Source organism: Streptomyces sp. NPDC051738 (assembly GCF_044453205.1).
Classification (GTDB): domain Bacteria; phylum Actinomycetota; class Actinomycetes; order Streptomycetales; family Streptomycetaceae; genus Streptomyces.
The window spans coordinates 157,379-179,916 of record NZ_JBITCM010000005.1 but is presented as its reverse complement, the minus strand read 5'-3'; the positions used below and the strand labels follow the sequence as shown (position 1 = coordinate 179,916).

Annotated in this window: 20 protein-coding genes; 7 read left to right on the top strand and 13 right to left on the bottom strand. The window is 70.7% G+C overall.

All coding sequences use genetic code 11. From position 1 onward, the window contains the following. Positions 1–18 precede the first annotated feature (18 nt). From ACIA8X_RS14015 to ACIA8X_RS13995, 5 genes are all read left to right on the top strand, one after another. Complete coding sequence (locus ACIA8X_RS14015; protein WP_393446100.1) at positions 19–1,245, top strand: ROK family protein; 1,227 nt, start codon at positions 19–21, stop codon at positions 1,243–1,245. Between the two features lie 192 nt (positions 1,246–1,437). Continuing rightward, positions 1,438–2,448, top strand: a complete 1,011-nt coding sequence (locus ACIA8X_RS14010; protein WP_393446102.1) for an acetamidase/formamidase family protein — start codon at positions 1,438–1,440, stop codon at positions 2,446–2,448. Between the two features lie 62 nt (positions 2,449–2,510). Continuing rightward, positions 2,511–3,110, top strand: coding sequence for an N-acetylmuramoyl-L-alanine amidase (locus ACIA8X_RS14005; protein WP_393446104.1), 600 nt, complete (start codon positions 2,511–2,513; stop codon positions 3,108–3,110). Positions 3,111–3,274: 164 nt separating this feature from the next. Then, entirely contained in the window at positions 3,275–4,588 is a 1,314-nt protein-coding gene (locus ACIA8X_RS14000; RefSeq protein ID WP_393446106.1) for a GAF domain-containing protein, read from the top strand. Positions 4,589–4,774: 186 nt separating this feature from the next. Further along, positions 4,775–6,298: an aldehyde dehydrogenase family protein gene (locus ACIA8X_RS13995; RefSeq protein WP_393446108.1), complete on the top strand. Its 1,524-nt coding sequence runs from the start codon at positions 4,775–4,777 to the stop codon at positions 6,296–6,298. Positions 6,299–6,348: 50 nt separating this feature from the next. Here ACIA8X_RS13995 and ACIA8X_RS13990 read toward each other — a convergent pair whose 3' ends face one another. Both ACIA8X_RS13990 and ACIA8X_RS13985 read right to left on the bottom strand, forming a co-directional pair. Beyond that, the gene (locus ACIA8X_RS13990; RefSeq protein ID WP_393446110.1) at positions 6,349–6,984 is read right to left on the bottom strand and encodes a hypothetical protein; all 636 of its coding nucleotides are present in this window, start codon (positions 6,982–6,984) and stop codon (positions 6,349–6,351) included. A gap of 103 nt (positions 6,985–7,087) precedes the next feature. Continuing rightward, a complete protein-coding gene (locus ACIA8X_RS13985) occupies positions 7,088–9,133 on the bottom strand; it encodes a hypothetical protein (RefSeq protein ID WP_393446112.1) in 2,046 nt (681 codons plus the stop codon). A gap of 574 nt (positions 9,134–9,707) precedes the next feature. On the opposite strand from ACIA8X_RS13985, the gene ACIA8X_RS13980 reads away from it, so the two are divergent. Beyond that, complete coding sequence (locus tag ACIA8X_RS13980) at positions 9,708–10,292, top strand: MarR family winged helix-turn-helix transcriptional regulator (protein ID WP_393446114.1); 585 nt, start codon at positions 9,708–9,710, stop codon at positions 10,290–10,292. A 61-nt stretch (positions 10,293–10,353) separates the two neighbouring features. Here the strand turns inward: ACIA8X_RS13980 and ACIA8X_RS13975 are convergent, their stop codons facing one another. From ACIA8X_RS13975 to ACIA8X_RS13925, 11 genes are all read right to left on the bottom strand, one after another. Beyond that, positions 10,354–11,376, bottom strand: coding sequence for a Rieske 2Fe-2S domain-containing protein (locus ACIA8X_RS13975; protein WP_393446116.1), 1,023 nt, complete (start codon positions 11,374–11,376; stop codon positions 10,354–10,356). Between the two features lies 1 nt (position 11,377). Continuing rightward, positions 11,378–11,602 (bottom strand): recombinase-like helix-turn-helix domain-containing protein, encoded by a 225-nt coding sequence (locus ACIA8X_RS13970; RefSeq protein WP_393446118.1) that lies wholly within the window; start codon positions 11,600–11,602, stop codon positions 11,378–11,380. A gap of 66 nt (positions 11,603–11,668) precedes the next feature. Continuing rightward, complete coding sequence (locus ACIA8X_RS13965; protein ID WP_399458363.1) at positions 11,669–12,616, bottom strand: PDR/VanB family oxidoreductase; 948 nt, start codon at positions 12,614–12,616, stop codon at positions 11,669–11,671. A gap of 14 nt (positions 12,617–12,630) precedes the next feature. After that, on the bottom strand, positions 12,631–14,271 hold the full coding sequence (locus tag ACIA8X_RS13960) for a thiamine pyrophosphate-binding protein (protein WP_399458362.1): 1,641 nt from the start codon (positions 14,269–14,271) through the stop codon (positions 12,631–12,633). Positions 14,272–14,281: 10 nt separating this feature from the next. Next, a complete protein-coding gene (locus ACIA8X_RS13955; RefSeq protein WP_399458361.1) occupies positions 14,282–15,073 on the bottom strand; it encodes an SDR family oxidoreductase in 792 nt (263 codons plus the stop codon). 77 nt (positions 15,074–15,150) lie between these two features. Next, positions 15,151–15,834 carry an SDR family oxidoreductase gene (locus ACIA8X_RS13950; RefSeq protein ID WP_399458454.1) on the bottom strand — a complete coding sequence of 228 codons (684 nt, stop codon included), beginning with the start codon at positions 15,832–15,834 and terminating at the stop codon, positions 15,151–15,153. Positions 15,835–15,886: 52 nt separating this feature from the next. After that, complete coding sequence (locus ACIA8X_RS13945) at positions 15,887–16,408, bottom strand: cupin domain-containing protein (protein ID WP_393446125.1); 522 nt, start codon at positions 16,406–16,408, stop codon at positions 15,887–15,889. A gap of 5 nt (positions 16,409–16,413) precedes the next feature. After that, positions 16,414–17,217 (bottom strand): alpha/beta fold hydrolase, encoded by an 804-nt coding sequence (locus tag ACIA8X_RS13940; protein ID WP_399458360.1) that lies wholly within the window; start codon positions 17,215–17,217, stop codon positions 16,414–16,416. Continuing rightward, entirely contained in the window at positions 17,214–18,011 is a 798-nt protein-coding gene (locus tag ACIA8X_RS13935; RefSeq protein ID WP_399458359.1) for an aspartate dehydrogenase domain-containing protein, read from the bottom strand. The genes ACIA8X_RS13940 and ACIA8X_RS13935 overlap by 4 nt, the downstream gene beginning before the upstream one ends. Then, positions 18,008–18,976 (bottom strand): VOC family protein, encoded by a 969-nt coding sequence (locus ACIA8X_RS13930; RefSeq protein ID WP_399458358.1) that lies wholly within the window; start codon positions 18,974–18,976, stop codon positions 18,008–18,010. The genes ACIA8X_RS13935 and ACIA8X_RS13930 overlap by 4 nt, the downstream gene beginning before the upstream one ends. Before the next feature lie 23 nt (positions 18,977–18,999). Further along, positions 19,000–20,487: an aldehyde dehydrogenase family protein gene (locus ACIA8X_RS13925; protein WP_393446133.1), complete on the bottom strand. Its 1,488-nt coding sequence runs from the start codon at positions 20,485–20,487 to the stop codon at positions 19,000–19,002. A 378-nt stretch (positions 20,488–20,865) separates the two neighbouring features. Here ACIA8X_RS13925 and ACIA8X_RS13920 point away from each other — a divergent pair, with 378 nt between their 5' ends. Continuing rightward, on the top strand, positions 20,866–22,266 hold the full coding sequence (locus tag ACIA8X_RS13920; RefSeq protein ID WP_393446135.1) for an MFS transporter: 1,401 nt from the start codon (positions 20,866–20,868) through the stop codon (positions 22,264–22,266). Positions 22,267–22,538: the final 272 nt, after the last annotated feature.

Here is a 22,538-nt window from a genome sequence, read left to right as displayed (position 1 = left end):
ACGAGGACTGACGGAGGCATGACCGCACCGCTGCACGAGGCCCACCCGGCCGGGGCCGGACCCGCGCTGCCCAACACCCAGCAGGGGATGCGCCGCCGCAACCTCGCCCGGGTGATGCACACCGTCAGCGCCGAGGGTCCGCTCTCCCGTGCGGCCGTCGCCTCCCGCATCGGGCTGACCCGTGCCGCGGTGTCGACGCTCGTCGACGAGCTGATCCGCTCGGGGCTGCTGGAGGAACTCGGTCCCGAGCGGCCCAGCCGGGTGGGCCGTCCCGGATCGGCGCTGGCCGTCAGCGGGCACGGTCCGGCCGGGATCGGCGCGGAGATCGGCGTCGACCATCTCGCCGTCTGCGCGGTCGACCTGCGCGGCGAGGTGCGGTCCAGGGCCGTGCGGTACGGCGCGAACCGGGGTCGTGCCCCCGAGCCGGTGATCGAAGAACTCACCGAGCTGGTGCGCCGGGTGCTCGCCGAGGCCGAGCGCGAGGGGCTGTGGCCCGCCGGTCTGGCGATCGCCGTGCCGGGTCTGGTCGCCCGGGACGCCCGTACGGTCGTACGCGCGCCGAACCTCGACTGGCGCGACACGGACCTCGGCGCTCTGCTGCCCGTGGACTTCCCCCTGACCGTGGACTTCCCGCTGACCGTGGGCAACGAGGCCAACTTCGGCGCACTCGCCGAACTCTGGCTCGGCGACGGCACTCCGCGTGACTTCCTGCACGTGTCGGCGGAGATCGGTATCGGCGCGGCTGTCGTGGTGGACGGGGGGCTGCTGCACGGAACCCGCGGTTTCGCGGGCGAGTTGGGGCACGTGCCCGTCCAACCGGACGGACCCCAGTGCCCGTGCGGGGGGCGCGGATGCCTGGAGCAGTACGCCGGTGAGGAGGCCGTACTGCGCGCCGCCGGACTGGAGTCGGGCGAGGACCGCGTCGGACTGCTCGCCGAGCGTGCCGCCGAGGGCCACGAGGACGTACGGCGGGCTCTGCGCGACGCGGGAACGGCGCTCGGTATCGCTCTGACGGGCGCGGTCAATCTGCTCGACCCCGAGAGCGTGGTGCTGGGCGGCGCGCTGGCAGGACTCGCACCCTGGCTGCTGCCGTCGCTGGAGGCCGAGTTGGACCGGCGCACCGCGGGGCCCGCCTGTCCGGTGTCCGTGTCACGGCTCGGTCCGCAGGGGCCGTTGCTGGGGGCGGCGCATTCGGTGGTGCGGGCGGTGCTCGACGATCCGGTGGTGGTGGCGGAGCGGGCCTGACGGTCCGCGGAACTGCCGAACCGACCTGATTCCAGGCCGAGTTCACTCGTGTGAGTGAGCGAGATATCCACAATCGCGGGGCTGTCCACGGAAACCCAGCGCTCCCTTCTGCCCAACCCACCAGCGCCGTACGGTGATTCACGCGAGACACCCCTCCCTCAACGGCCTTCCGCAGAACGGAGCTGTGCAGCGATGAGCGACCCCCGGATCCTGACCGTGCGACCCGAGCCCGGCGAGTACGCCTGGACCTTCGGCGGGGCACCTCCCGTGGCGCGCATCGCACCCGGCACAGTCCTCGATCTGTACACGGAGGACTGCTTCGCCGGACGGGTACGGTCCGAGAAGGACCTGGTGTCCGAGGTGTGCGAGTTCCCCTTCCTCAACCCGCAGACCGGACCCTTCTACGTCGAAGGCGCCAAGCCGGGTGACACGGTCGCCGTGCACTTCGTGTCGATCGAACCGGCCCGGGACTGGGCCGCGTCCACCACCGTCCCGCTGTTCGGAGCACTCACCTCGACGCACACGACGGCCACGCTGCAACCGCCACTCCCGGAGACCGTCTGGATCTGGCAGCTCGACCGGAGACGGCGTACGGCGCTGTTCCGGGCGCACGACAGTGACATCGAGGTCGAGCTGCCCATGGACCCGATGCACGGCACCGTCGGGGTGGCGCCGGCCAATCTCGAGGTGCGCTCGGCCCTGGTTCCCGACGCGCACGGCGGGAACATGGACACACCGGAGATGCGGGCGGGCGTCACCTGCTATCTCGGGGTGAACGTCGAGGGCGCGCTGCTCAGCCTCGGCGACGGACACGCCCGGCAGGGCGAGGGCGAGACCTGTGGCGTCGCGGTCGAGTGCGCGATGAACACCGTGGTGATCGTTGAACTGCTCAAGGGACTTGCCACGCCCTGGCCCCGCATCGAGTCGGACACTCACATCATCGCGACGGGTTCGGCCCGGCCGCTGGAGGACGCCTTCCGGATATCCCAGCTGGAGCTGGTGCGGTGGCTGGTGCGCGACTACGGGTTCAGCGAGCTGGACGCGTACCAGTTCGCGACCCAGGCCGTCGAGTCACCGCTGGCCAACGTGTGCGACACGAACTACACGTGCGTGGCCAAGATCCGCAAGCAGTGGCTGCCCGCACGCGAGACCCACCGTGGAGTGCACGCGCGACTGCGGGGGACGGCAGCGACGCTGCGCTGAGCGCCCCGGCCGACGTCAACACCCCCCGTGGCCAACCTCAACGATGAAAGGCAATCGCCCTTTTGGAACGTGTAAGCCCCCTCCTCAGCCGACGCCGGATCCTCCAAGGCACCGCCCTCGCCGCCGTCCCGTACGCCCTGCTCCCCCAATGGCGGGCCGGAGCGCACATCCCCGGCCCGGACTACCCGCTCGCCGAGTGGCAGCCGGCGAGCACCGCCAACTACACGGTGGCGAACCGCCCTACGAGCCATCCCATAGACCGGGTGATCATCCACGTCACGCAGACCACCTACCCCAACTCCCTGTCCGTCTTCCAGAACCCGAAGAGGAAGGTGTCCGCCCACTACGTCGTCCGGTCCGGCGACGGACACACCTCCCAGTGCGTTCGCGAGGCGGACATCGCCTGGCACGCCGGGGACTGGGACCACAACACACGCAGCATCGGCATCGAGCACGAGGGCTGGGTCGACCGGCCCGGCTTCTTCACCGACGTCCTGTACGAGACATCGGCCCGGCTCACCGCGGCCATATGCGCGAGGCACGGCATACCGAAGGACCGCACACACATCGTCGGGCACTACGAAGTGCCAGGCACGGATCACACCGATCCCGGTCCGCACTGGGACTGGACGCGCTACATACGACTGGTCGACACCGCCTGAGCACACGATTGGTCGACGCCCGCCTGAGCACACGACCGGCCGACGCCCGCCTGAACACACGGCTGGATCGACGTCGCCTGAGGACTCGCACATCTGCGCCGGTGTGCCCGTCGTTCGGGTGCCTGCCGTCGAAAAGGTTGTCCGCGCGCGTACCCGGAGTGACGATGTCCCCAAGCGCACCGCCTTCCGGGGAGGCCGAGTTGAGCGATCCGTGGGTGGCCCTGGAGCCGGGGGCCGACCCCGCCGAGCGTGTCCGTGTGCTGCGTCGTGCGCATGAGACGTTCACCGAGGCGGGGACCGTGCCGAAACCGGTGCGTGCCGTGGTGGCCGACTCGTGGCGGCGTTCCGCGCGGGCCGGTGTCGGTCCGGACGGGACCGCCGATGTGGAGCTGGCGGACGGAGACCTCGGCGCCTATCGCGCGGAGCATCCGCTGGCGCGGGTGATGCCGCTGTTCCGGGAGCTGCTGGGCACGTTCGCCGCCGACGGCGAGCACCTGCTCGCCGTGTGCGACACGCACGGCAGGCTCCTGTGGGTGGAAGGCCATGCCACGACCCGGCGGAAGGCAGGGGGGATGAACTTCGTTCCGGGTGCGCGGTGGGCGGAGACCGCCGTCGGCACGAACGCGCCGGGAACGGCGGTCGCCGTGGACCGGCCGGTGCAGGTGTTCGCAGCCGAGCACTTCATCCGCCGGGTTCAGCCCTGGACCTGCGCGGCGGCGCCGGTGCACGATCCGCGCAGCGGACGGGTGCTGGGTGCGGTGGACATCACCGGCGGGGACCGGCTCGCGCATCCGCACAGTCTGGGGTTCGTGCAGGCGGTGGCCCGTGCCGCGGAGTCCCAGCTGGCGCTGCTCGCCCCGCCTGTGCCGACCGCCGACACACCGGAGCTGAGCGCGCTGGGCCGGGACGAGGCGCAGCTGCTCATGGGGGGCCGACGGGTCAGACTGAGTCGCCGGCACAGCGAGATCCTGGTGCTGCTGGCCCGCCATCCGGAGGGGCTGACCGGGGACGAGTTGCTGTGCGCGCTGTACGAGGACGAGTCGGTGACGCCGGTGACTCTGCGCGCCGAACTGACCCGTCTGCGCCGGGCGCTGAGCCCCGGGCTGCTCGCCTCGCGGCCGTACCGGCTGACGGTGCCGGTCGAGTCGGACGTGGCGGTCGTCGAGCGTCGGCTGGAGGCGGGTGCGGTCACGGCCGCGGTCACGGCGTACTCCGGCCCGCTGCTGCCCGGCTCGCAGGCACCGGCCGTCGTGCGGCTCAGGCGGCGCCTGGCGGACGGCCTGCGTACGGCGCTGATCGCCCGCCGCGACCCCGATTTGCTGGCCGACTGGGCGCACGCGCCGTGGGGCGAGGACGATCTGGATGTGTGGCGGGCGCTCGCCGCGGTGCGGCCGGGGGCGGCGGTACGGTCGCGGCTGGCCGCGCTGGAGTCCGAGCTCATGGCACCGCCTGCCTGGGAGTGCCGTCCGCCGCACTGATCGGCCCAACGGCCGACTGATCGAACCATGGGCGGGCTGATCGAACCGCCCGGAGGGGGCTCATCGAACCACTTGGGGCTAAATGGAACCTCCGGCCCGCGCAACGTACTTGCAACCTCGCCGTCCCTAGCCTCGCGCCGAGAGCTGCCCAACGGCGGGCAGCGCTTCTTCGGGAGGCAGAGCAGCATGACCCGTTACGCGGCGCCCGGCACCGAGGGTGCGATCGTCTCCTACCAGGCGCGCTACGACCATTTCATCGGCGGTGAGTACGTGCCGCCGATCCGGGGGCAGTACTTCGAGAACCCGACGCCGGTGAACGGGCAGCCGTTCACCGAGATCGCGCGGGGTACGGCGGAGGACGTGGAGCGGGCGCTGGACGCGGCGCACGCGGCCGCCCCCGCGTGGGGCCGGACGTCGGTGACCGAGCGCGCCGGCATCCTGCTGAAGATCGCCGACCGTATGGAGGCGGACCTGGAGAAGCTGGCCGTCGCCGAGAGCTGGGAGAACGGCAAGCCGGTGCGGGAGACGCTGGCCGCCGACATTCCGCTGGCCATCGACCACTTCCGCTATTTCGCGGGCGCGATCAGGGCGCAGGAGGGCTCGCTCGGCGAGGTCGACGACGACACGGTGGCGTATCACTTCCATGAACCGTTGGGCGTCGTCGCGCAGATCATCCCGTGGAACTTCCCCATCCTGATGGCGACTTGGAAGCTCGCCCCCGCGCTGGCCGCCGGCAACACGGTCGTGCTCAAGCCGGCCGAGCAGACCCCGGCGTCCATCCACTACTGGCTGAGCCTGGTCTCCGATCTGCTCCCGCCGGGCGTGGTCAACGTCGTCAACGGCTTCGGCGTGGAGGCGGGCAAACCGCTGGCGTCCAGCCCCAGGGTGGCCAAAGTGGCGTTCACCGGGGAGACCACGACCGGCCGGTTGATCATGCAGTACGCCTCGGAGAACATCACGCCGGTCACGCTGGAACTCGGCGGCAAGTCCCCGAACATCTTCTTCGACGACGTCTGGGCGGCCGACGACGACTTCCGGGACAAGGCGCTCGAGGGCTTCACGATGTTCGCGCTCAACCAGGGCGAGGTGTGTACGTGCCCGTCCCGGGCGCTGGTCCAGCGGGGCCGCTACGCCGAGTTCATGGACGCGGCGATCGCCCGCACCGAGCGGATCAAGACCGGTCACCCGCTCGACACGGACACGATGATCGGCGCGCAGGCCTCCAACGACCAGTTGGAGAAGATCCTCTCCTACCTCGACATCGGCCGCCAGGAAGGCGCCCGGGTCCTCGCAGGGGGCGAACGTATCGAGCACGACGGCGAGTTGAAGGGCGGCTACTACGTTCAGCCGACCATCTTCGAGGGCGACAACCGTATGCGGATCTTCCAGGAGGAGATCTTCGGGCCGGTCGTCTCGGTGACGTCGTTCGACGACTTCGACGACGCCATCAAGATCGCCAACGACACGCTGTACGGCCTTGGTGCGGGCGTGTGGACACGGGACATCAACACCGCGTATCGCGCCGGCCGCGCCATCCAGGCGGGGCGCGTGTGGACGAACTGCTACCACGCCTACCCGGCGCACGCGGCCTTCGGCGGCTACAAGGGCTCGGGCATCGGGCGTGAGACGCACAAGATGATGCTGGAGCACTACCAGCAGACCAAGAACATTCTCTGTTCTTACAGCCCTCGGAAACTTGGCTTCTTCTAGAGCGTGGAGACGTCGAAGGCCGCGGGGCCGCCTGCGATCACGGGGACGGCTCAGCGCGGCTGCTGCCCTCTGACGAGCGCAGTGGGCAGGGACGCGTCGAGGATCAGATCACGCGGCAGCGCCAGTTCGAAGCGCTGCTCCAGAACGGCGAGAGAGGCACGGTGCGCCGTGTCCCTCTCGCTCTCCTCCGGGATTCCGGCCGCGACGATGTCAGCGCGGACGAGGTCGGCGCCGGGGCCGGTGATGTCCTGCGACCAGGTGTGCATGTACATGTCGAAGCCGCACACATAGTGGTCGTCGTGGAAGTAGGCGAATGCGGGTGGCGGGACCTTCGGGTTCTGCTTCTCGTAGTAGAACTCGAAGACGTGGACCCCGTCTCGGGATGTCCCGTCGTGGTACGCGGGCCCGAGGACGGACGGCCAGTGGCCGTAGGCAATGGCGAAGCCCAGGCCGGCGTGGTCGCCGTAGCGGACGGCGATGCTGTCGGCGTCGCCGCGCTCCGCGTCGAGACCGTCGATGAGCTCTTCGGCCTGCGGCCCGGTGGTGGCCTGGACCGGTACGGGGCCGTGGGGAGCGGCGAGGCGGGCGGCGAGCTGTTCGCCGGTCAGACCCCGGGCCAGCTTGATGTAGTAGCCGAGCCAGGAGATGTCCTCGTCGGCTATCCATGTGATCCCGCCGGAACTCACTGCGTGTCTCCGTTCTCCGGTGTGGCGCCGCCCGGGGTCGGCCCTGTGACCGGCCCCGGGCCGCACATGCGGTGTGCGTCAGTCTGTGTGCGTCAGTATCGTGCTACCGGATGTCGCACTTGATCGTCGGCTTCGAGGCGTCGCACTTGTCGAAGCCCGGCGTCCTGACGAAATACGCGTCCTGGTCGATCAGCCGGAGATCCTTGGCGAAGGTGGGGAAGCGGCTCATCGAGGTGGAGTTGACCCACCCGGACATCGCGGACCGGCCGCATACTTCGGACCACGTCGGCGCGGCGGTGCGCTCGTCATCGTACAGCCGCCAAGTGCCGTCCGACAGCTTGGTCGAGTAGGTCTGCGCGCACTTGTCGCCCGAGGTGACCGGGTTGGTGCCGCCCATGTCGGAGGGCATTCCGCCGCTGTTGTAGCTCGCCGCGAAGGTGAACTCGTCGCAGGACGGCTTGTCGCTGGCGGAGATGTCGGTCACCGGTGTGGTATCCGGGTGGCCGGATTTGGCGGCCCAGCCGTCCGGGCAGATGACCCTGCGGTTGGCGTCGGGGTCGCGGCCGTACTTGTTGCGCTCACCGTGCTCGCCCGTATCGCCCCTGCGGTCGGGGAGGTAGCTCAGTGGCGCGCCTTCGCGGATCTTCGCCTGGATCAGCCAGGCGTGCGCGGCGGCCGCCGGGGTCTTGGCGGTGTTGAACACATAGCCGGGCATGTAGTCCCGGAACACGCAGCCCGCCGGGGAGTACACCATGTCGCAGCGCACGAACACCGGGTTGCCGATGAAACCCTGACTGTTGTCTGTGGGGAACGTCTCCGGCACCGACGTGGAGAACGTCGCGTACGGTGCGAACGCCAGCGCCTGGGAGAGGTCGGAGTCCTTCTTCCCGGACTCGTCCGGCACCCCGCCGGACCACTGCACGGTGGCCGTCGCGGTCTCCTCGTGGGGGTCGATGTCGTAGGAACCGCCCCACATCAGGTTGCCGTCCCAGGCGTAGGAGGGTTTGTCCGCGCACCCGGCGGAGCACTGCGGGGAGATCGTCAGCTTGATCGCCCCCGGCTGGGCGGGGAACGGCAGGTGTCCGGCGGGCATCGGCAGCGGTGTGACACGGGCCCACAGTTTCAGCTCCGTGCCGGTCAGCGCCGTACTCATGTGAGAGGAGTACAGGAACTCCTGATAGCCCTTCTCCTCCAGGCCCGCCTCATCGGTGACCTGGACGGAGAACTTCCCGTACATGCACGCCTTGTCGCGGGTGAAGATCGACAGGTAGGTGCCCTGAGCGGCGCCCACTTCGCAGGAGTCGTGCAGCGGCGGGTTCGCGGCCCGCGTGGACTTCAGCCTCGCCCTGGATTCGCGGGCGGCTGCAAAGTCTTCCTTCGTGGCCGGCTTCCAGGCGATGCACAGCCGGTCACCCTGCGCGGTCGCCTCACAGTACCGTTCACCTGCGGCGTCCCTGGTCTGCACGGAACCCCAGCCGGGGACCGGCTGCCAGGAGGTGTCGAACGCCGGGTCCGGCGCGTCCCTCTTCGGCGCCGGGAGGGTGATGTCGACCTGCCGGGCCCGGGTCTTGAACGTCGCGTAGGGCGACCAGTCCGTCTCGTACAGGGAGCCGTCGTAGGCGGAGGTACGGAACGCGTAGGTGGTGGCGGGCTTGAGGTTGCCGTGCGGGACGGTGACCGTGGCCTTCGACCCCGAGGCCACCATCTTGGACACGATGACGCCGTACTCGGCGGACACGTCGCCCTGGTTGGCCGGGTCGGCGTTCTGGCCCGTGAGCTTCAGCTTGGCCTTCGGCTTCCCGGCCGTGTCGACGGTCCACACCTCGAAGGTGAGGTTCGCCTTGTCCCCGTCCGGGTCCGTGACCGAGTTGCGCAGCTGCGCCACGGTGCGGTCGACCTGCCACACAGTGCCGCTCTGCTTCCATGTGGGTCCGGCTTCCGGCTTGCTCCCCGACGCGGGGCGGCCATTGGCTCGGGTGCCCTTCTCCGGCCCGGCGGCCGGCCGCGACGACGGAGCATAGTTCCCGACCCCGTCGGGAGCCGGGCCGTCGGCGGCAGACGCCACGCCGGTGCCGAGTAACAGGGCCGCGGCGGTGACGGCGGTGGTTATTCGGGACAGGCAGCGTCTTCTCTTCGTCTTTCCAGACACGCTGGATGGTCCTTTCAGGCCCCGTCCCGCGAGCTCGTGGCTGTGCATGCCCCCGGGGCGCAGGCCGGTTGGTGGGTTGAGTCGCGCTGGAACTTTCCTACAGGCCGCCGCGTTGCCGTTCCTAGGTCATCAACTGGGGCGTTCAGCCTGAAAGGCAGGTAGTGGACGTGATGAGGCCGACGTTTGGCGAGGGTTGCAGCGCGGATCCTCCAAACCCTGAGCAGCGGTCGCTGTGGATGTCCACCAACTCGCCTGCGGGGATGGGGAGTCAGAGCTGAGGGTGGTGTCTCCGGGGCGGCGGCTACCGTGAGCGACACGCGACACCAATGACTCCGCGCACGATCCCGACCGCCGGACGCCGGTCCCTGGACGAGTCGGAGCTATGGCGGCGACCGCGCGTCAACAGGTGGTTGAACGGATTCCCGCATCGCGGCGACGTCGAGTCCGCGTTCGCCGAGTACCACGCCCCGCGGGCCGAGGTCGACCGGTCCTGGGCGAAGCCGTCCTGGTCAGGAGGCACGCTTTCCCTTAGGGCTAAGATTTCAACATCAGATACGTGTCCCGAGGGGAAGCCATGGCTCAGCGCAGGGCGGCACGGCGGCCGGACGCCGTTTCGGGGATTGTCGATGCCTGGGCACGTGAGCGGCCCGAGCTGGACACCTCGCCGCTGGAGGTACTCGCCCGACTGCACCGCTCGTATCTGCAGTACCAGTCCCGGATGGTCTCGCAGCTCGACGCGCACGGCCTGTCCGTCGCCGGGTTCGACGTCCTCACCGCGCTGCGCCGGGCCGGCGCCCCGTACCGGCTCACCGCCGGGCAGCTCGCCGCCTCGGGGCTCATCTCGTCGGCGGGTGTGACCCTGCGCCTGGACCGGCTGGAGAAGGACGGCCTGCTCGTGCGGGAGCGCGACGCCGAGGACCGCCGGGTCGTGTACTCACGGCTGACCGACGCCGGGTTGAAGAAGGTGAACGAACTGTTCGCCGCGCACCTGGAGAACGAGCGCCGCATGCTGAGCGGACTGTCCCCCGCCGAGCGCCGTCAACTGGCCGGTCTGCTCTCCAAGTTGGAGCGCTCGATCGTGGAGTCCGACGATGCCGGTCCGGACGGTCCGGAGGGTCCGGATGGTCCGGATGGTCCGGATGGTCCGAACCCCGGCTGACCCGGACGGCAGACGAAGGGCGCCCCGGCCCGGGACGCCCAGCCGGCCACGCGGGCACCGCTCAACCGGTGGGCCGCGCCGTCGACTGCCCCTTCGCCTGGGCCTGGTACATGCGCCGCAGGCGGACGATGCCGAGGTCGTGCTGGTAGAGGTTCTCGTGCTGGTCGGCGTCCGCGGGCAGGCCTTCCAGCATGATCCGGTCCTGTTCCAGGACGTCCCAGTGGCGGGCCTCGATGAGGGTCTTGTAGAGGAAGCGCCAGCTGTCGCGCTGCCAGTCCCGCACCTTGCGGTAGCGCCAGAAGAAGACGCCGGTGCGCTCGGCGTCCACCGGGCAGGCCATGCCGACGATGCCGAAGGCGCCACCGGGTCCGGCGGACGGCGGGTAGGGGATGGTGAGATCCACCCAGTCGACGCCGGTGTGGCACAGCTCGACCCAGTCGAAGTTGACGCCGCGCTGGTCGGTCTTCTCGAAGAAGTAGCCGCGCTCGGTCTCCCGGATGCGGAACTTCGCCTGGGTGTCGCCGTCGAACATGGTGTGGGACTCGCTGTGCAGGAACGCGCCGTGCATCGGGTCGAGGAGGTTCTCCATGGCGTACCGCCACGGGACGTTCCATTCGGCGTAGCACAGGAAGGCGGACACGTCGTCGTCGGCCAACGGGTCCGGCACGGTGAGTTCCACCGGCTCGGGGTGCTCCTCGTCGCCGAAGTACGCCAGGATCGCGCCGCCGACCTCGCGCACGGGCAGCGAGGTGACGAGGGTCTTGCCCTCCAGGTTGCAGCCCGGCAGGCCGGGTACGGCGGTGACCTTGCCGGTGCCGTCGACCTCGACGCCGTGATACCAGCAGGCGACGCGGTCGCCCAGGTGCTTGCCCAGCGACAGCGGGGCGCCGCGGTGCGGGCAGCGGTCGGCGAGCAGGGAGAGGGCGCCGTCGGATTTGCGGAACAGCAGCCAGTTCTCGCCGAGGGCGGTCACCTTGCGCATGCCGCCGGGCTCGACGAAGTGCGACGGCACGACGGGGTGCCACTGGTTGCGCAGGCCGTGGGCGTAGATGTGCTCGGCGGTGTCGTGGGTGGACAGCGTCATCTCAGGCTCCCAGTCGGTGCATCTCGGCGCGGAAGGACTCCTCGGTCCAGGGCTCTCCCGTGGGCGTGTGCAGCCGGCGGGCGTTGAGGCCGTCGACCACGTCGGTGAGTTCGTGGCCGTCCTTGGTGAAGATGTCCTCAAGGGTGTGCGCGAGCTTCACCTCGTAGGGGGTGGGCTCGTGGTCGCGGGTCTGGTGGGGGTCCAGGTAGGGCCAGGTGTCGGGCATCGGTTCTCCGTGCGGGTTTCAGAGATCGCAGGTTCTAGAGATCGCGGGGTTCAGAGGCCGCGGGTTTCAGAGGTCCAGGACAAGACGGTCCGAGGCGCAGCGCGAGACGCAGATCATCATCGTCTCGCCGGCCGCGTGCTCGGCCTCGGTGAGCAGGAAGTCGCGGTGGTCGGGGGTGCCGGCGAGGATGCGGGTCTCGCAGGAGCCGCAGATGCCGTCGCGGCAGGAGGAGCTGACGCTCAGCCCGGCGTTCTCGGCGGCCTCCAGGACGGAGGTGCCGGGGCCGACGTTCAGGGTCACCCCGGACGTACGGCACTCGACTTCGAAGGCGCTGTCGTCACCGTGCCGTTCGACCACCGGTGCGGCGAAGCGTTCGACCCTCAACTGCCCTTCGGGCACTTCCTCTTCGACGGCCTTCAGCAGGGGCTCGGGACCGCAGCAGTACACCAGCGCGTCGGCGGGAAGGTCCGCGAGGATGCCCGCCAGGTCGATGTGACCCCGCTCGTCCTGCGGTACGAGGGTCACCTCGCCGCCGGTGAGCGCGGCGAGCTCGCCGCCGAACGCCATCGACGTACGGGTGCGCCCGCCGTGGACCAACCGGTAGGGCACGCCGTCTCGTTGAGCCTGCCCGGCCATCGCGAGGACTGGAGTGATGCCGATGCCGCCGGCGATGAACACGTACGAGGCCGCGGGTTCGAGCGCGAAGTGGTTGCGCGGCCCGGCCACCCGCACAGTGTGGCCGGGCCGCAGCTTGGTGTGCACGTGGCGTGAACCGCCGCGTGAGGAAGGCTCGTTGAGGATGCCGAGCCGGTACACGCCGGTGTCCGCCGGTTCGCCGCACAGGCTGTACTGGCGTATGTGGCCGCCGACATGGAGGTCCAGGTGCGCGCCCGGTGTCCACGCGGGCAGCGGCTTGCCGTCCGGGTGGGTCAGTTCGACGGAGAGGACGCCCTCCGCCTCCCAGGTCATGCGGTGGACCAGGAGGTCGAACTCCTGCTCTTCAGTGGTGCTCATGGACATGGGCCTCCTTACGCGGTGGGGATCTTCACGGGCGGGGTGAACGGGTTCTTCATCGGACCGAGCGCGGCAAGGTCCACCTCGACGAGGGTGGGCCCGTCGGAGGCCACGGCGGCCGTGATGACGGCCTTGGCGTCGGCCTCGTCGGCGATCCGGGCGTACGCGAGCCCGCAGGCGGCGGCGAGCTGCGCGAAGTCGGGCGTGAACAGGTCGACGCCGGAGCGGCGTTCGCCGTACTTGTCCTGCATGTTGCGCAGCACGCCGTAGCCGCCGTCGTTGAAGACGACGAGCGTCAGCCGCGGTCGTTCCTGGGCCAGGGTGAGCAGCTCGCCGAGGTGGACGGCGAGCCCGCCGTCGCCGGCGATGACCACGGTCGGCTGCTCGGGGCGGGCGAGGGCCGCGCCGATGCCCATGCCCAGGCCCTGGCCGATGCCGCCGCCACGCGGGAAGACGTTGGCGCGCGGGTCGTGCATGGGCAGCAGGCGGTTGCCCCAGGAGGAGGACGGGATCGTGACGTCGCGGGCGACGACGGCACCGCGGGGAAGGGCGGCGGCGAGGGCGGCGCAGATGGCGGCCTGGGGGCCGATGTTGTCGTGCAGGGTGGCGCGCACCTCGTCGCGGACCTCGCGGATTCGGGCCGTCCAGGCGGCGCCGGCGCGACTCGCCGTCGCGGTCAGCCGGGGCAGGACGGTGGCCGCGGTGCCGTGGAGGGCGTGGCGGGCCGGGTAGACGCGGCCGAGGGCGGCGGCGTCGATGTCGATCTGTATGTGCGCGGCGGGGAGTTCGAGGCCGTAGTCGGCGGTCTCGTTGGAGCGGAAGTGGGTGCCGATGGTGACGAGGACGTCGGCGTCCTTCAGCAGGGCGCGTCCGGCGGGGGTGGTGGCGAAGTTGCCGATGACCAGGTCGTGGTCCTCGGGTACGCAGCCGCGCCCGGAGTTGGAGGTGAGCAGCCCGGCGCCGGTGGCCTCGACGAGGGCCAGGACTTCGGCGCGTGCGGTGTTCGCGCCGCCGCCCGCCCAGATCAGCGGTCGTCGGGCGGAGGCCAGCAGTTCGCGGGCGGCATCGAGCTCGGCGGGGTCGGGTGTCGGCGGCTCGGCGCCCGGGACGGGCGTGCCGGTGTCGTGCTGGGCCGCGTACTGGAGGTCGATCGGCCACTCGACACTCGCGGGTCCGCCGGGTGCGGTGAGGGCGGCGACGGACGCCTCGCGCAGGATGCGGCCCGCGTCCTGGGTGGAGGTGACGGTCGCGGCGTACTTCGACACCGCGGTGAGCATCCCGAGCTGGTCCTTGGTCTCGTGGATGAAGCCCCGCCCGCTGCCGAGATATGTGGACTCGACCTGGCCGGTGATGTGCAGGACGGCCGTTCCCGAGGCCAGGGCCTCGACGAGCGATCCGGCGGCGTTTCCCGCCCCCGTCCCGGTCGAGGTGAGCGCGCAGCCGATGCCGCCGCGGGCACGGCCGTAGGCGTCGGCTGCGTTCACGGCGGTGGCCTCGTGGCGTACGGGGACGAAGCGCAGCGCGGGGTCGGCGTCGATGGCCTCGACGAGCGGGAGGTTGTGCACCGAGACGATGCCGAAGACGGTGTCGATGCCCAGTGAGGCGAGGTGGGCTGCGAGGAGCTCGCCTCCGTTGCGGTGGGTCACAGGGGTCATGGAGGGCTCCTCAGAGGATGCCGCGGCCGACTCCGCCGCAGACGTCGATGCTGGTTCCGGTGATGTAGGAGGCGCGCGGTGACAGCAGGGAGACGATCGCGTAGGCGACCTCCTCGGCGCGGCCGAGCCGCCCGAGCGCGACGCCCCGGTCGGCGGCGAGCCGGGCCTGCCACTCCTCGTAGCCGAGGCCGCTGTCGGCGGCGGCGTGGCGGCGGGTCCACTGGCCGGTGTCGATGAGGCCGAGGCAGACGGAGTTGACGCGGATGCCGTCGCCGGCGAGTTCGGTGGCGAGGGACTTGGAGAGGTTGAGGATCCCGGCGCGTGCCGCGCTGGTGGTGATCAGCCGGGTCTCGGGTTGCTTGGCGAGGACGGCGTTGACGTTGACGATCGCGGCCGCGTCCGAGGCGCGCAGGTAACGACGGGCGGACGCCAGGGGGTTGAGCACCCCGGCGAACTTCAGCTCCAGCTCGTCGCGCCAGTCGTCGGCGGTCGTCTCGTCGAGCGGCTTCATGCGGGACTGGCCCGCGTTGTTGACGAGTGCGTCGAGGCGTCCGCCGAAGTGTGCGGCGGCACGCTCGACGAAGTCGCCCACGGCGTCGGCGTCGCGTACGTCGCACACGCCGCGGAACAGCCGGTCCGAGCTGGCCCCCAGCTGGGCGGCCGCCTTGGCGAGCCGGTCGGCGTCGCGCCCGAAGGTGGCGACGTTGGCGCCTTCGTCGAGCAGGGCCCGGACCGTGGCCAGGCCGACACCCGAGCTGCCGCCGGTGACCAGTACGGTGCGGTCGGCGAGGCCGAGGTCCATGAGAACTCCTTGCAGAGGTGGAGCAGGGGTGGAGCAGAGGTGGAGCAGGGGTAGGGCAGAGGCGGAGCAACGGCGGATCAGTGCATCGTGAAGCCGCCGTTGACGGCGATCACTTGGCCGGTCAGATATCCCGACTCCGCGCCGAGGAGGAACGCCACCGCCCCGACCAGGTCCTCGGGCTGCTGGGACCGCGGAATGGCCCGGTTGTGCGCGTACAGCGCGTGCCGTTCGGCGGGTACGTCCCGCGTCGCCTCGACCTCCGTCAGTCCCGGAGCCACGGCGTTCACCGTGATGCCCTCGGGGCCCAGCTCGCGGGCCATGGCCCGGGTCAGCGCGATGACGGCACCCTTGGAGGCGATGTAGTGGGCGAGGCGCGGCGAGCCGTACAGCGCGGCGTCCGAGGCGATGTTGACGATGCGGCCCGGGCGCGACATCAGCGGCAGCAGGTGCTTGGCGACGAGCCAGGGCCCGCGCGCGTTGACCGTCATCAGCCGGTCCCACGCCTCGACGTCGATGTCGTGGAAGTACTTGCCGCCCACGCCGTTGGCGAGTGCCGCGTTGTTGACCAGCCCGTGGACGGGGCCATACGGCGCCAGCCGGGCGGCCAGCGCCTCGACGGAAGCCGGATCGGCGACGTCGAGGGGCGCGAACTCCGCTTCGCCGCCCGCCTCTTGGATGGCGGCGGCCGTGCGCCGGCCCCACTCCTCGTTGAGCTCGGCGACGACGACCCGGTACCCGTCCGCGCCTGCCCGGCGGGCCATGGCCTCCCCCAGACCACGGCCCCCGCCGGTGACGACGACCGTGCGGGGCCGCTCAGTCACGCGTGACGCCGTACAGCGGCGAGTACTCGGGGTAGGTCGGCACCTGCGGCTTCTGCGTGCCGATGATCACGCAGAAGAGCGCGTCGGTGTCGCCCTCGTTCTTCAGGGACCGGGTCACCCCGGCCGGCACCACGATCATGTCGCGGTAGCCGAGGGTGCGGTACTCGACCTCGTCGGGGCCGCGGTGGATGCCGACGCGGACCTGGCCCTCCAGGACGAAGAAGGCCTCCTCGACGTCGTGGTGGGTGTGGGCCGGGCCCTCGGCGCCGGGCGGCAGCAGCATGTTGGAGAAGGTGAAGCCGCCGGAGGGGAGGATGCGGTTGTCGTTCTCGTGGTTGCCGGTGGCGCCGGAGCCGACGTAGCGGATCTGTGCGCGCTTGTACTGCGGGCCGGCCTTCTCCTGGAAGGACAGGGTGCCCCAGTCGGGCTCGCGGGAGTCCTTGGTGGCGATGAGGGCGTCGGCGTACTTGGCGAGGTCTCCGCCGTTGTCGTATTCGGTGGTGGTCAGCGGCATGGTGGTCATCCCTTGCTGGTCTTGGCGTTGGTGACGATGTGCAGGTGGGAGAGCAGCCAGGCGTTGAAGTGCTCGGGCCGCTCCTGGTTGGCCAGGTGACCGGCGTCCTTGACGATCACGTACGCGGTCTTGCGCAGACCGCCGGCCAGGACCTGTGAGACTTCGGGACCGGTGATGCGGTCCTGGTCGCCGCACAGGACGAGGGTGGGCGCGGTGACCCGGGCGAGTTCGCCGCGCAGGTCGGTGGTGGCCATGGACTCGGCCGCGTGGCCGTAGCCGGGCAGGCGGATCGAGCCGGCCATGGTGTCGACTACGCGCTGGACGAGTTCGTACGGCGCGTCCTGGGACACCAGACGGGGGCCGCGCCGCTCGGCGAAGGCACGTGGCCCGAGCTCCGCGAGTTCGGAGACGCGGGCGCGCATCCCGGCGGCCTTCTCGGGGCTCGTCGCCGAGCCGGGGGTGGAGTCGGCGACGGTGAGCGAGACGATGAGGTCCGGGTGGCGGGTGGCGAGCCGCAGCGCGATCACGCCGCCCCAGGAGACGCCCACGACGTGGGCCCGGCCGCCGTGTGCGCGGATGACCTCGGCGGCGGTGTCCGCGAAGTCGTCCAGCGTGAGCGCCCCGTCGGGGTCGGCCGACTTGGCGTAGCCCGGGGCGTCCCAGGCCAGCACCCGGAAGTCGCGCCCGAGCGCCTCCAGTTGCGGTGCGAAGGCGGCCGAGGACGAGCCGATGCCGTGCAGGCACAGCACGAGCGGACCGTCGGTGCCCGCCCGCTCCAGGTGCAGCCCGGCGATGTCGTACGCGGTCACAGGATCTGGCCCGAGCGTCCGGCCAGGGCCGCCAGCGAGCGCAGTACGGCGTAGGGGACGACCTGGCTGGTGGCCGGGTTGGCGGCGTCCGGCTGATGGCGCACCTCGAAGCGGTACGAGCCCTGCGGTCCGTTCGCCTCGATCACGTGCGAGGTGTGCACGGCGGCCGGGTCGGCGACGACACTGACCCGCACCGCGTCCAGGTCGCCGACCGCGAGCGCCACGGAGGCGGCGACGTTGGTCGACTTGGGGAACTTGACCGGCACCTCGCGCGCGGTGCCGCGCATCACCTCGACGGGCCCGGTCGCCGAGCGCATCACGGCCAGCATGTCCTCGTCCATCCAGGGCTGTTCGAGGGTCGAGGGCAGCTTGGTGGTGGTCAGCCTGATCTCGCCGAGCGGTCCCATGGCGCGCACCGCCTGGAGCAGGTCGAGTCCGCCGACCGCTCCCCCGGTGAAGTAGACGCGGCCCGGCCCGGTGGCCAGGAGCTTCTTCGACAGTTCCTCGTCGGTCAGGGCACCGGTGGAGGCCACGAGGAGGTCGGTGCCGGAGGCGAGGATCGTCTCGCCCCAGCCCCGGACGACGCCCTGTCCGGCGGCCTCGACGATCAGGTCGCAGCACTCCAGTGCCTCGTCCACGGTCATCTGCGGTGCGGGCACCGCGTCCCCGAGCGGCCGGTTGTCGACGACGGCCACGAGTTCGGCACCCGGTACCTCGCCGGCCGCGATCGCGCTGCCGACGACCCGGCCGATGGCACCCCAGCCGATGAGACCGACCTTGCGAACCCTGCTCATGCTGTGACTCCTTCGGCGTCGACGGGCGGGAGGACGGGGCTGCCGTCGGGCGTGCCCGCCATGTGGGCGCGGATCAGCTTCGACGGGGGGCCCGCGGTACCCCAGGTGTCGGACAGTTCGGGCGTGCGCCGCCAGGTCCGGCAGATCCACGTGTCCTCGACGACCTGCGCGACCTCGGAGGTGTACTCGCACACCAGGCCGCTGGGGTCGGTGAAGTAGGAGAAGGTGTTGTCGCCGGGTCCGTGCCGGCCGGGTCCCCACTCGGGGTTGATCCCGTGGTGCTTGAGCCGGCCGAGCCCCCGCATGAAGTGGTCGAGCGAACTCATCTCGTACGCCACGTGGTTGAGGGAGACCCACGGCGCCTGGTTGAAGGCGATGCAGTGGTGGTCGGCGTTGCAGCGCAGGAACGCCATCTGGTGCTCGGACCAGTCCGAGACCCGCATGCCGAGCACCTCGCGGTAGAAGGCGACGGAGGCGTCGATGTCGGTGGTGTTGAGGACCGCGTGCGTGACGCCGACCGGCAGTGCCTCGTCGCGGCCTCGCGCCGTGACCGCCCAGGTGTCGGCGGAGAGTTCGATCAGCCGTCCGTCGAGGTCGTGGAACCTCAGGCCGTAGCCGCCGCCGACCTGGTCCAGGGGGCCGGGCGCGCTGACGAGCACGATCCCCCGCGCCTGAAGTCGGCGCGCGGCCTCGTCCACCTCGGCGGGTGTGCCGACGGCGAAGGCGAGCCGGCCCAGGCCGATCCTCTCGGCGCGGGTCAGTTGCAGGGCGTGGTGCTCCGCGCCGGTGCCGCGCAGCCAGCTCGCGCTGTGTCCGGCCTCGACGACCTCCAGGCCCCACACCTCCTCGTAGAAGTCGGCGGCCTCGGCGAAGTTCGGGGTGAGCAGCTCGACCGAGCGCAGCGCGCGCAGCCGGGCGATCGGGGGTTGGTTCAGCGAGGGGCGGTTCATCGGGGGGCGGTTCATAGGAAATCTCCCAGACAGATACGTCAGTTGGCCCACGGCAGCGGCGTGCTGTCGGCGCCCCAGTACAGGGACTTCTGCCGCTGGTAGGCGCGGATCAGGTCGCGGCCCTTCTCGGTGCCGAGGCCGGACTCCTTCATCCCGCCGAAGGGGGTGGAGATGGAGAACTGCTTGTAGGTGTTGATCCACACGGTCCCTGCCTCGATCCGCCGCCCGAGCCGCCAGGCGGCGCGCAGGTCCCGCGTCCAGATGCCGCAGGCGAGTCCGAAGACGGAGTCGTTGGCCTGGGTGACGAGTTCGTCCTCGTCGTCGTAGGGAAGCGCGACGAGTACGGGGCCGAAGATCTCCTCCTGGCAGGTGCGCGCGGAGTTGGGCAGCCCGTCGATCACGGTCGGCAGGTAGTAGGCCCCGTTCGCATACGGCTCGCCCTCGGGTACGGCGCCACCGCAGAGCACCCGGCCGCCCTCCTCGCGGGCGAGGTCGACGTAGGCGGCGACCGCGTCGCGGTGCTTGTGGTGCACCAGTGGTGCCACCTGCGTGTCCGGGGAGGTGCCGACTCCGACGCGCAACTTCCGTACGCGTTCGACGAGTTCGCCGACGAAGGCGTCGTAGAGCGACGAGTGGACGAAGAGCCGCGATCCGGCGATGCAGGACTGTCCGCTGGAGGAGAAGATCCCGTACATCACGCCCGCGAGGGCCTGTTCGACGTCCGCGTCCTCGCGCACGATCGTCGGCGACTTGCCGCCGAGTTCGAGCGAGGCGGGGATCAGCTTGTCGGCGGCGATACGGGCGATGCCGCGCCCGGTGCCGGTTCCGCCGGTGAAGCCGATCCGTCCGACGAGCGGGTGCCGGACGATCGCGTCGCCCACGACGCTGCCCTTGCCCGGCAGGACGGCCACCAGCTCGGGGGGCAGCCCGGAGTCGGTGAGCACCTGGTGGACGAGGCGGCCGAAGGCGAGGGAGACCAGTGGCGTCCACTCCGCGGGCTTGAGCAGTACGGCGTTCCCGCCGGCCAGTGCGGGCGCGACCTTCTGCGCGTCGGAGGCGATCGGCGAGTTCCACGGGTTGATCGCGCCGACGACGCCGATCGGCTCGTGCACGCTCATCGTCACGTACGGGCCACGCGCCGGTGTGAGGGCGTCCTCGGCCGTCTCCAACGCCGCGGCCGTGTACCGGAAGGTGCCGGCCGCGCTCAGGGCCAGGGCGCGGGTCTCGCCGAGGGTCTTGCCGGTGTCGGCGGTCTGCAACGCGGACAGCTCCCCGGCGTTCTCCTCGATCACGTCGCCGATCCGGTTCAGGACGCGGGCCCGCTCGTGGGGCAGGAGGTCGCGCCAGCGGGGTGCGGCGGCGGCCGCGGCGGCGGCACGTGCGGCCTCCTCCACGTCGTCCTTCGAGGCGGCGTGGACTGTGGTGATGACGGTGCCGTCGGCCGGGTTCACGGTGTGGATGGGCAGGCCTCGGCCGCGTCGCCAGTGGCCCGCGATGAGGATCTCGTCGGCAGGGATGCGCGGCATGGGGACCTCCGGATGAGGGCTGTACGGGTGACCTCCGACACGGCGGGCACTCGGCCCCGGCTGCGATGTCGAAGTACTAGAAATCTAAGGGCTTAACTATTTTGGGCGCAAGGGGGTCCCGCCGGAGAAATTTCTTCCAGGTCAGGGATAAGGCTTGCCTAACCTCGGTGGACTGCCGGTAGAACATTAAGCGCTGAGATGTTCAGCGCTTACAGACTGGGGTGGCGGCGCAGCTCGCACAGCCCCTCGTTCCGGCCCGCCGTCCCCGTACCCGCCCTTACCGCTGCCCGGTACACGTATACCGTCGTACCCTCGCGGCCCGAACCCTCCCGTGCGGTCCCGTCCCCCACCACCGCCGTACGGATCCGGAGACCAGCCATGACGCTCGACGCACACCGCGCCGCCGCAGATCGACCAGGCGACGCACCCCCGCTCGCGGCCGACATCGGCGCCCGCTTCGAACGCCTGCCCCTGTGCCGCTGGCAGGTGATGGTCCGGCTCATCATCGGAACCGCCACCTTCTTCGAGGCCTTCGACCAGCTCCTGATCGCCTACGCCCTCCCCCAGCTGCGCACCGAGTGGAGCCTGGGCACCGGTCACACCACCGCCCTGATGACCGTCGGATCGATCGGCATGCTCGTCGGCGCACTGGTGTCGGGCCGGCTCGCCGACCGAATAGGGCGGGTCAAGGTCATCGCCGCCTGTATCGCCCTGGCCAGCCTCTGCAACCTCGCGCTGACCCTGTGCACCACGCCCGAGCCGTTCATGGCGATCCGCTTCGTCCAGGGCATGGCCATCGGCGGCGAGGTACCCATCGCGGCCACCTTCATCGCGGAGATCACCCGCGCCCACCAGCGCGGCCGCTTCGTCCTCCTCTTCGAACTGGTCTTCCCGGCCGGCCTCACCGCCGGAGCACTCGTCGCCTACTGGCTGGTGCCGCTGCTGGGCTGGCGCTGGATGTTCGGCCTGGCGGCGATTCCCGCGGTCCTGTGCCTGGTCATCCTCCGCTACGTACCCGAGTCCCCCCGCTGGCTCGCCGACCACGGACAGCACGAGAAGGCCCTCGCCACGATGGCGTCGATCGAGGCGCAGGTCGAGAAGATCACCGGTGCCCCGCTGCCGGATCCGCTGCCCGCGCCGTCCGCCCCGCCGTCCCAGGGCAAGGGCGGCCTGGGTGAACTGCTGAGCGGCAGGTACCGCAAGCGCATGATCATCGTCGGGCTGCTCTGGTTCACCGGCTACTTCGTGAACTACGGCATCACGTCCTGGCTGCCGACCATCTACGGCACCCGCTTCCACCTCGACCTCTCGACGGCCCTCCTCTACTCGACGGTGACCAGCTGCGCGGGCCTGCTCGGCTGCCTGATCGTCGCCCTCACCGTCGACCGGGTCGGCCGGCGCAACACGGTGATCTGGTGCCTGAGCGCCGCGGCGGTGTGTCTGCTCGTCCTGGGCCTTACGGCCACCGGCACCGCGATCGGCGTCCTGGCCTGGACGTCTTTTGCCGCCGTCTTCCTCTTCGGCTGCAACATCTGCCTCTACGTCTACACGCCCGAGCTCTTCCCGACCCGGATCAGGGCGCTGGGCGTCAGTCTGGGCGGCGCCATGAACCGCCTGGGCATCATCCTCGGCCCCATCGTCGTGGGCGCGGTCTACGCGGGCGGCGCGATCGGCACGGTCTTCGTGACGCTGGCCGCCGTCGCCCTGGTCGGCTCCCTGACGGCAAGGGCCGGGGCGGAGGAGACGAGCGGGCGCAGCCTGGAGGACGTCGCACCCTAGGCGAGGGCGGCGATCGTCCGCCGCGCGTGTGCCACGTCTCGGCACGGCGACCGGGCCGATCACGGCTCGGCGTCGTGTCCTGTGTCCATGGAGCGACATGGCATCCGGCGCCGGAGTGCCGGAGGCCGTCCCCGTGACCAGGACATCCCGGATCGAGCGCGTCCTCGACTCGGTACCCGCGCGGCCCGGTCCGGCCCTCCGCCCGGTCTCTTGACCAGGTCGGTTAGTGTGCATGGCTAAGTGGCACGAAGGGGGCAGAGCGGGCGGAGGTC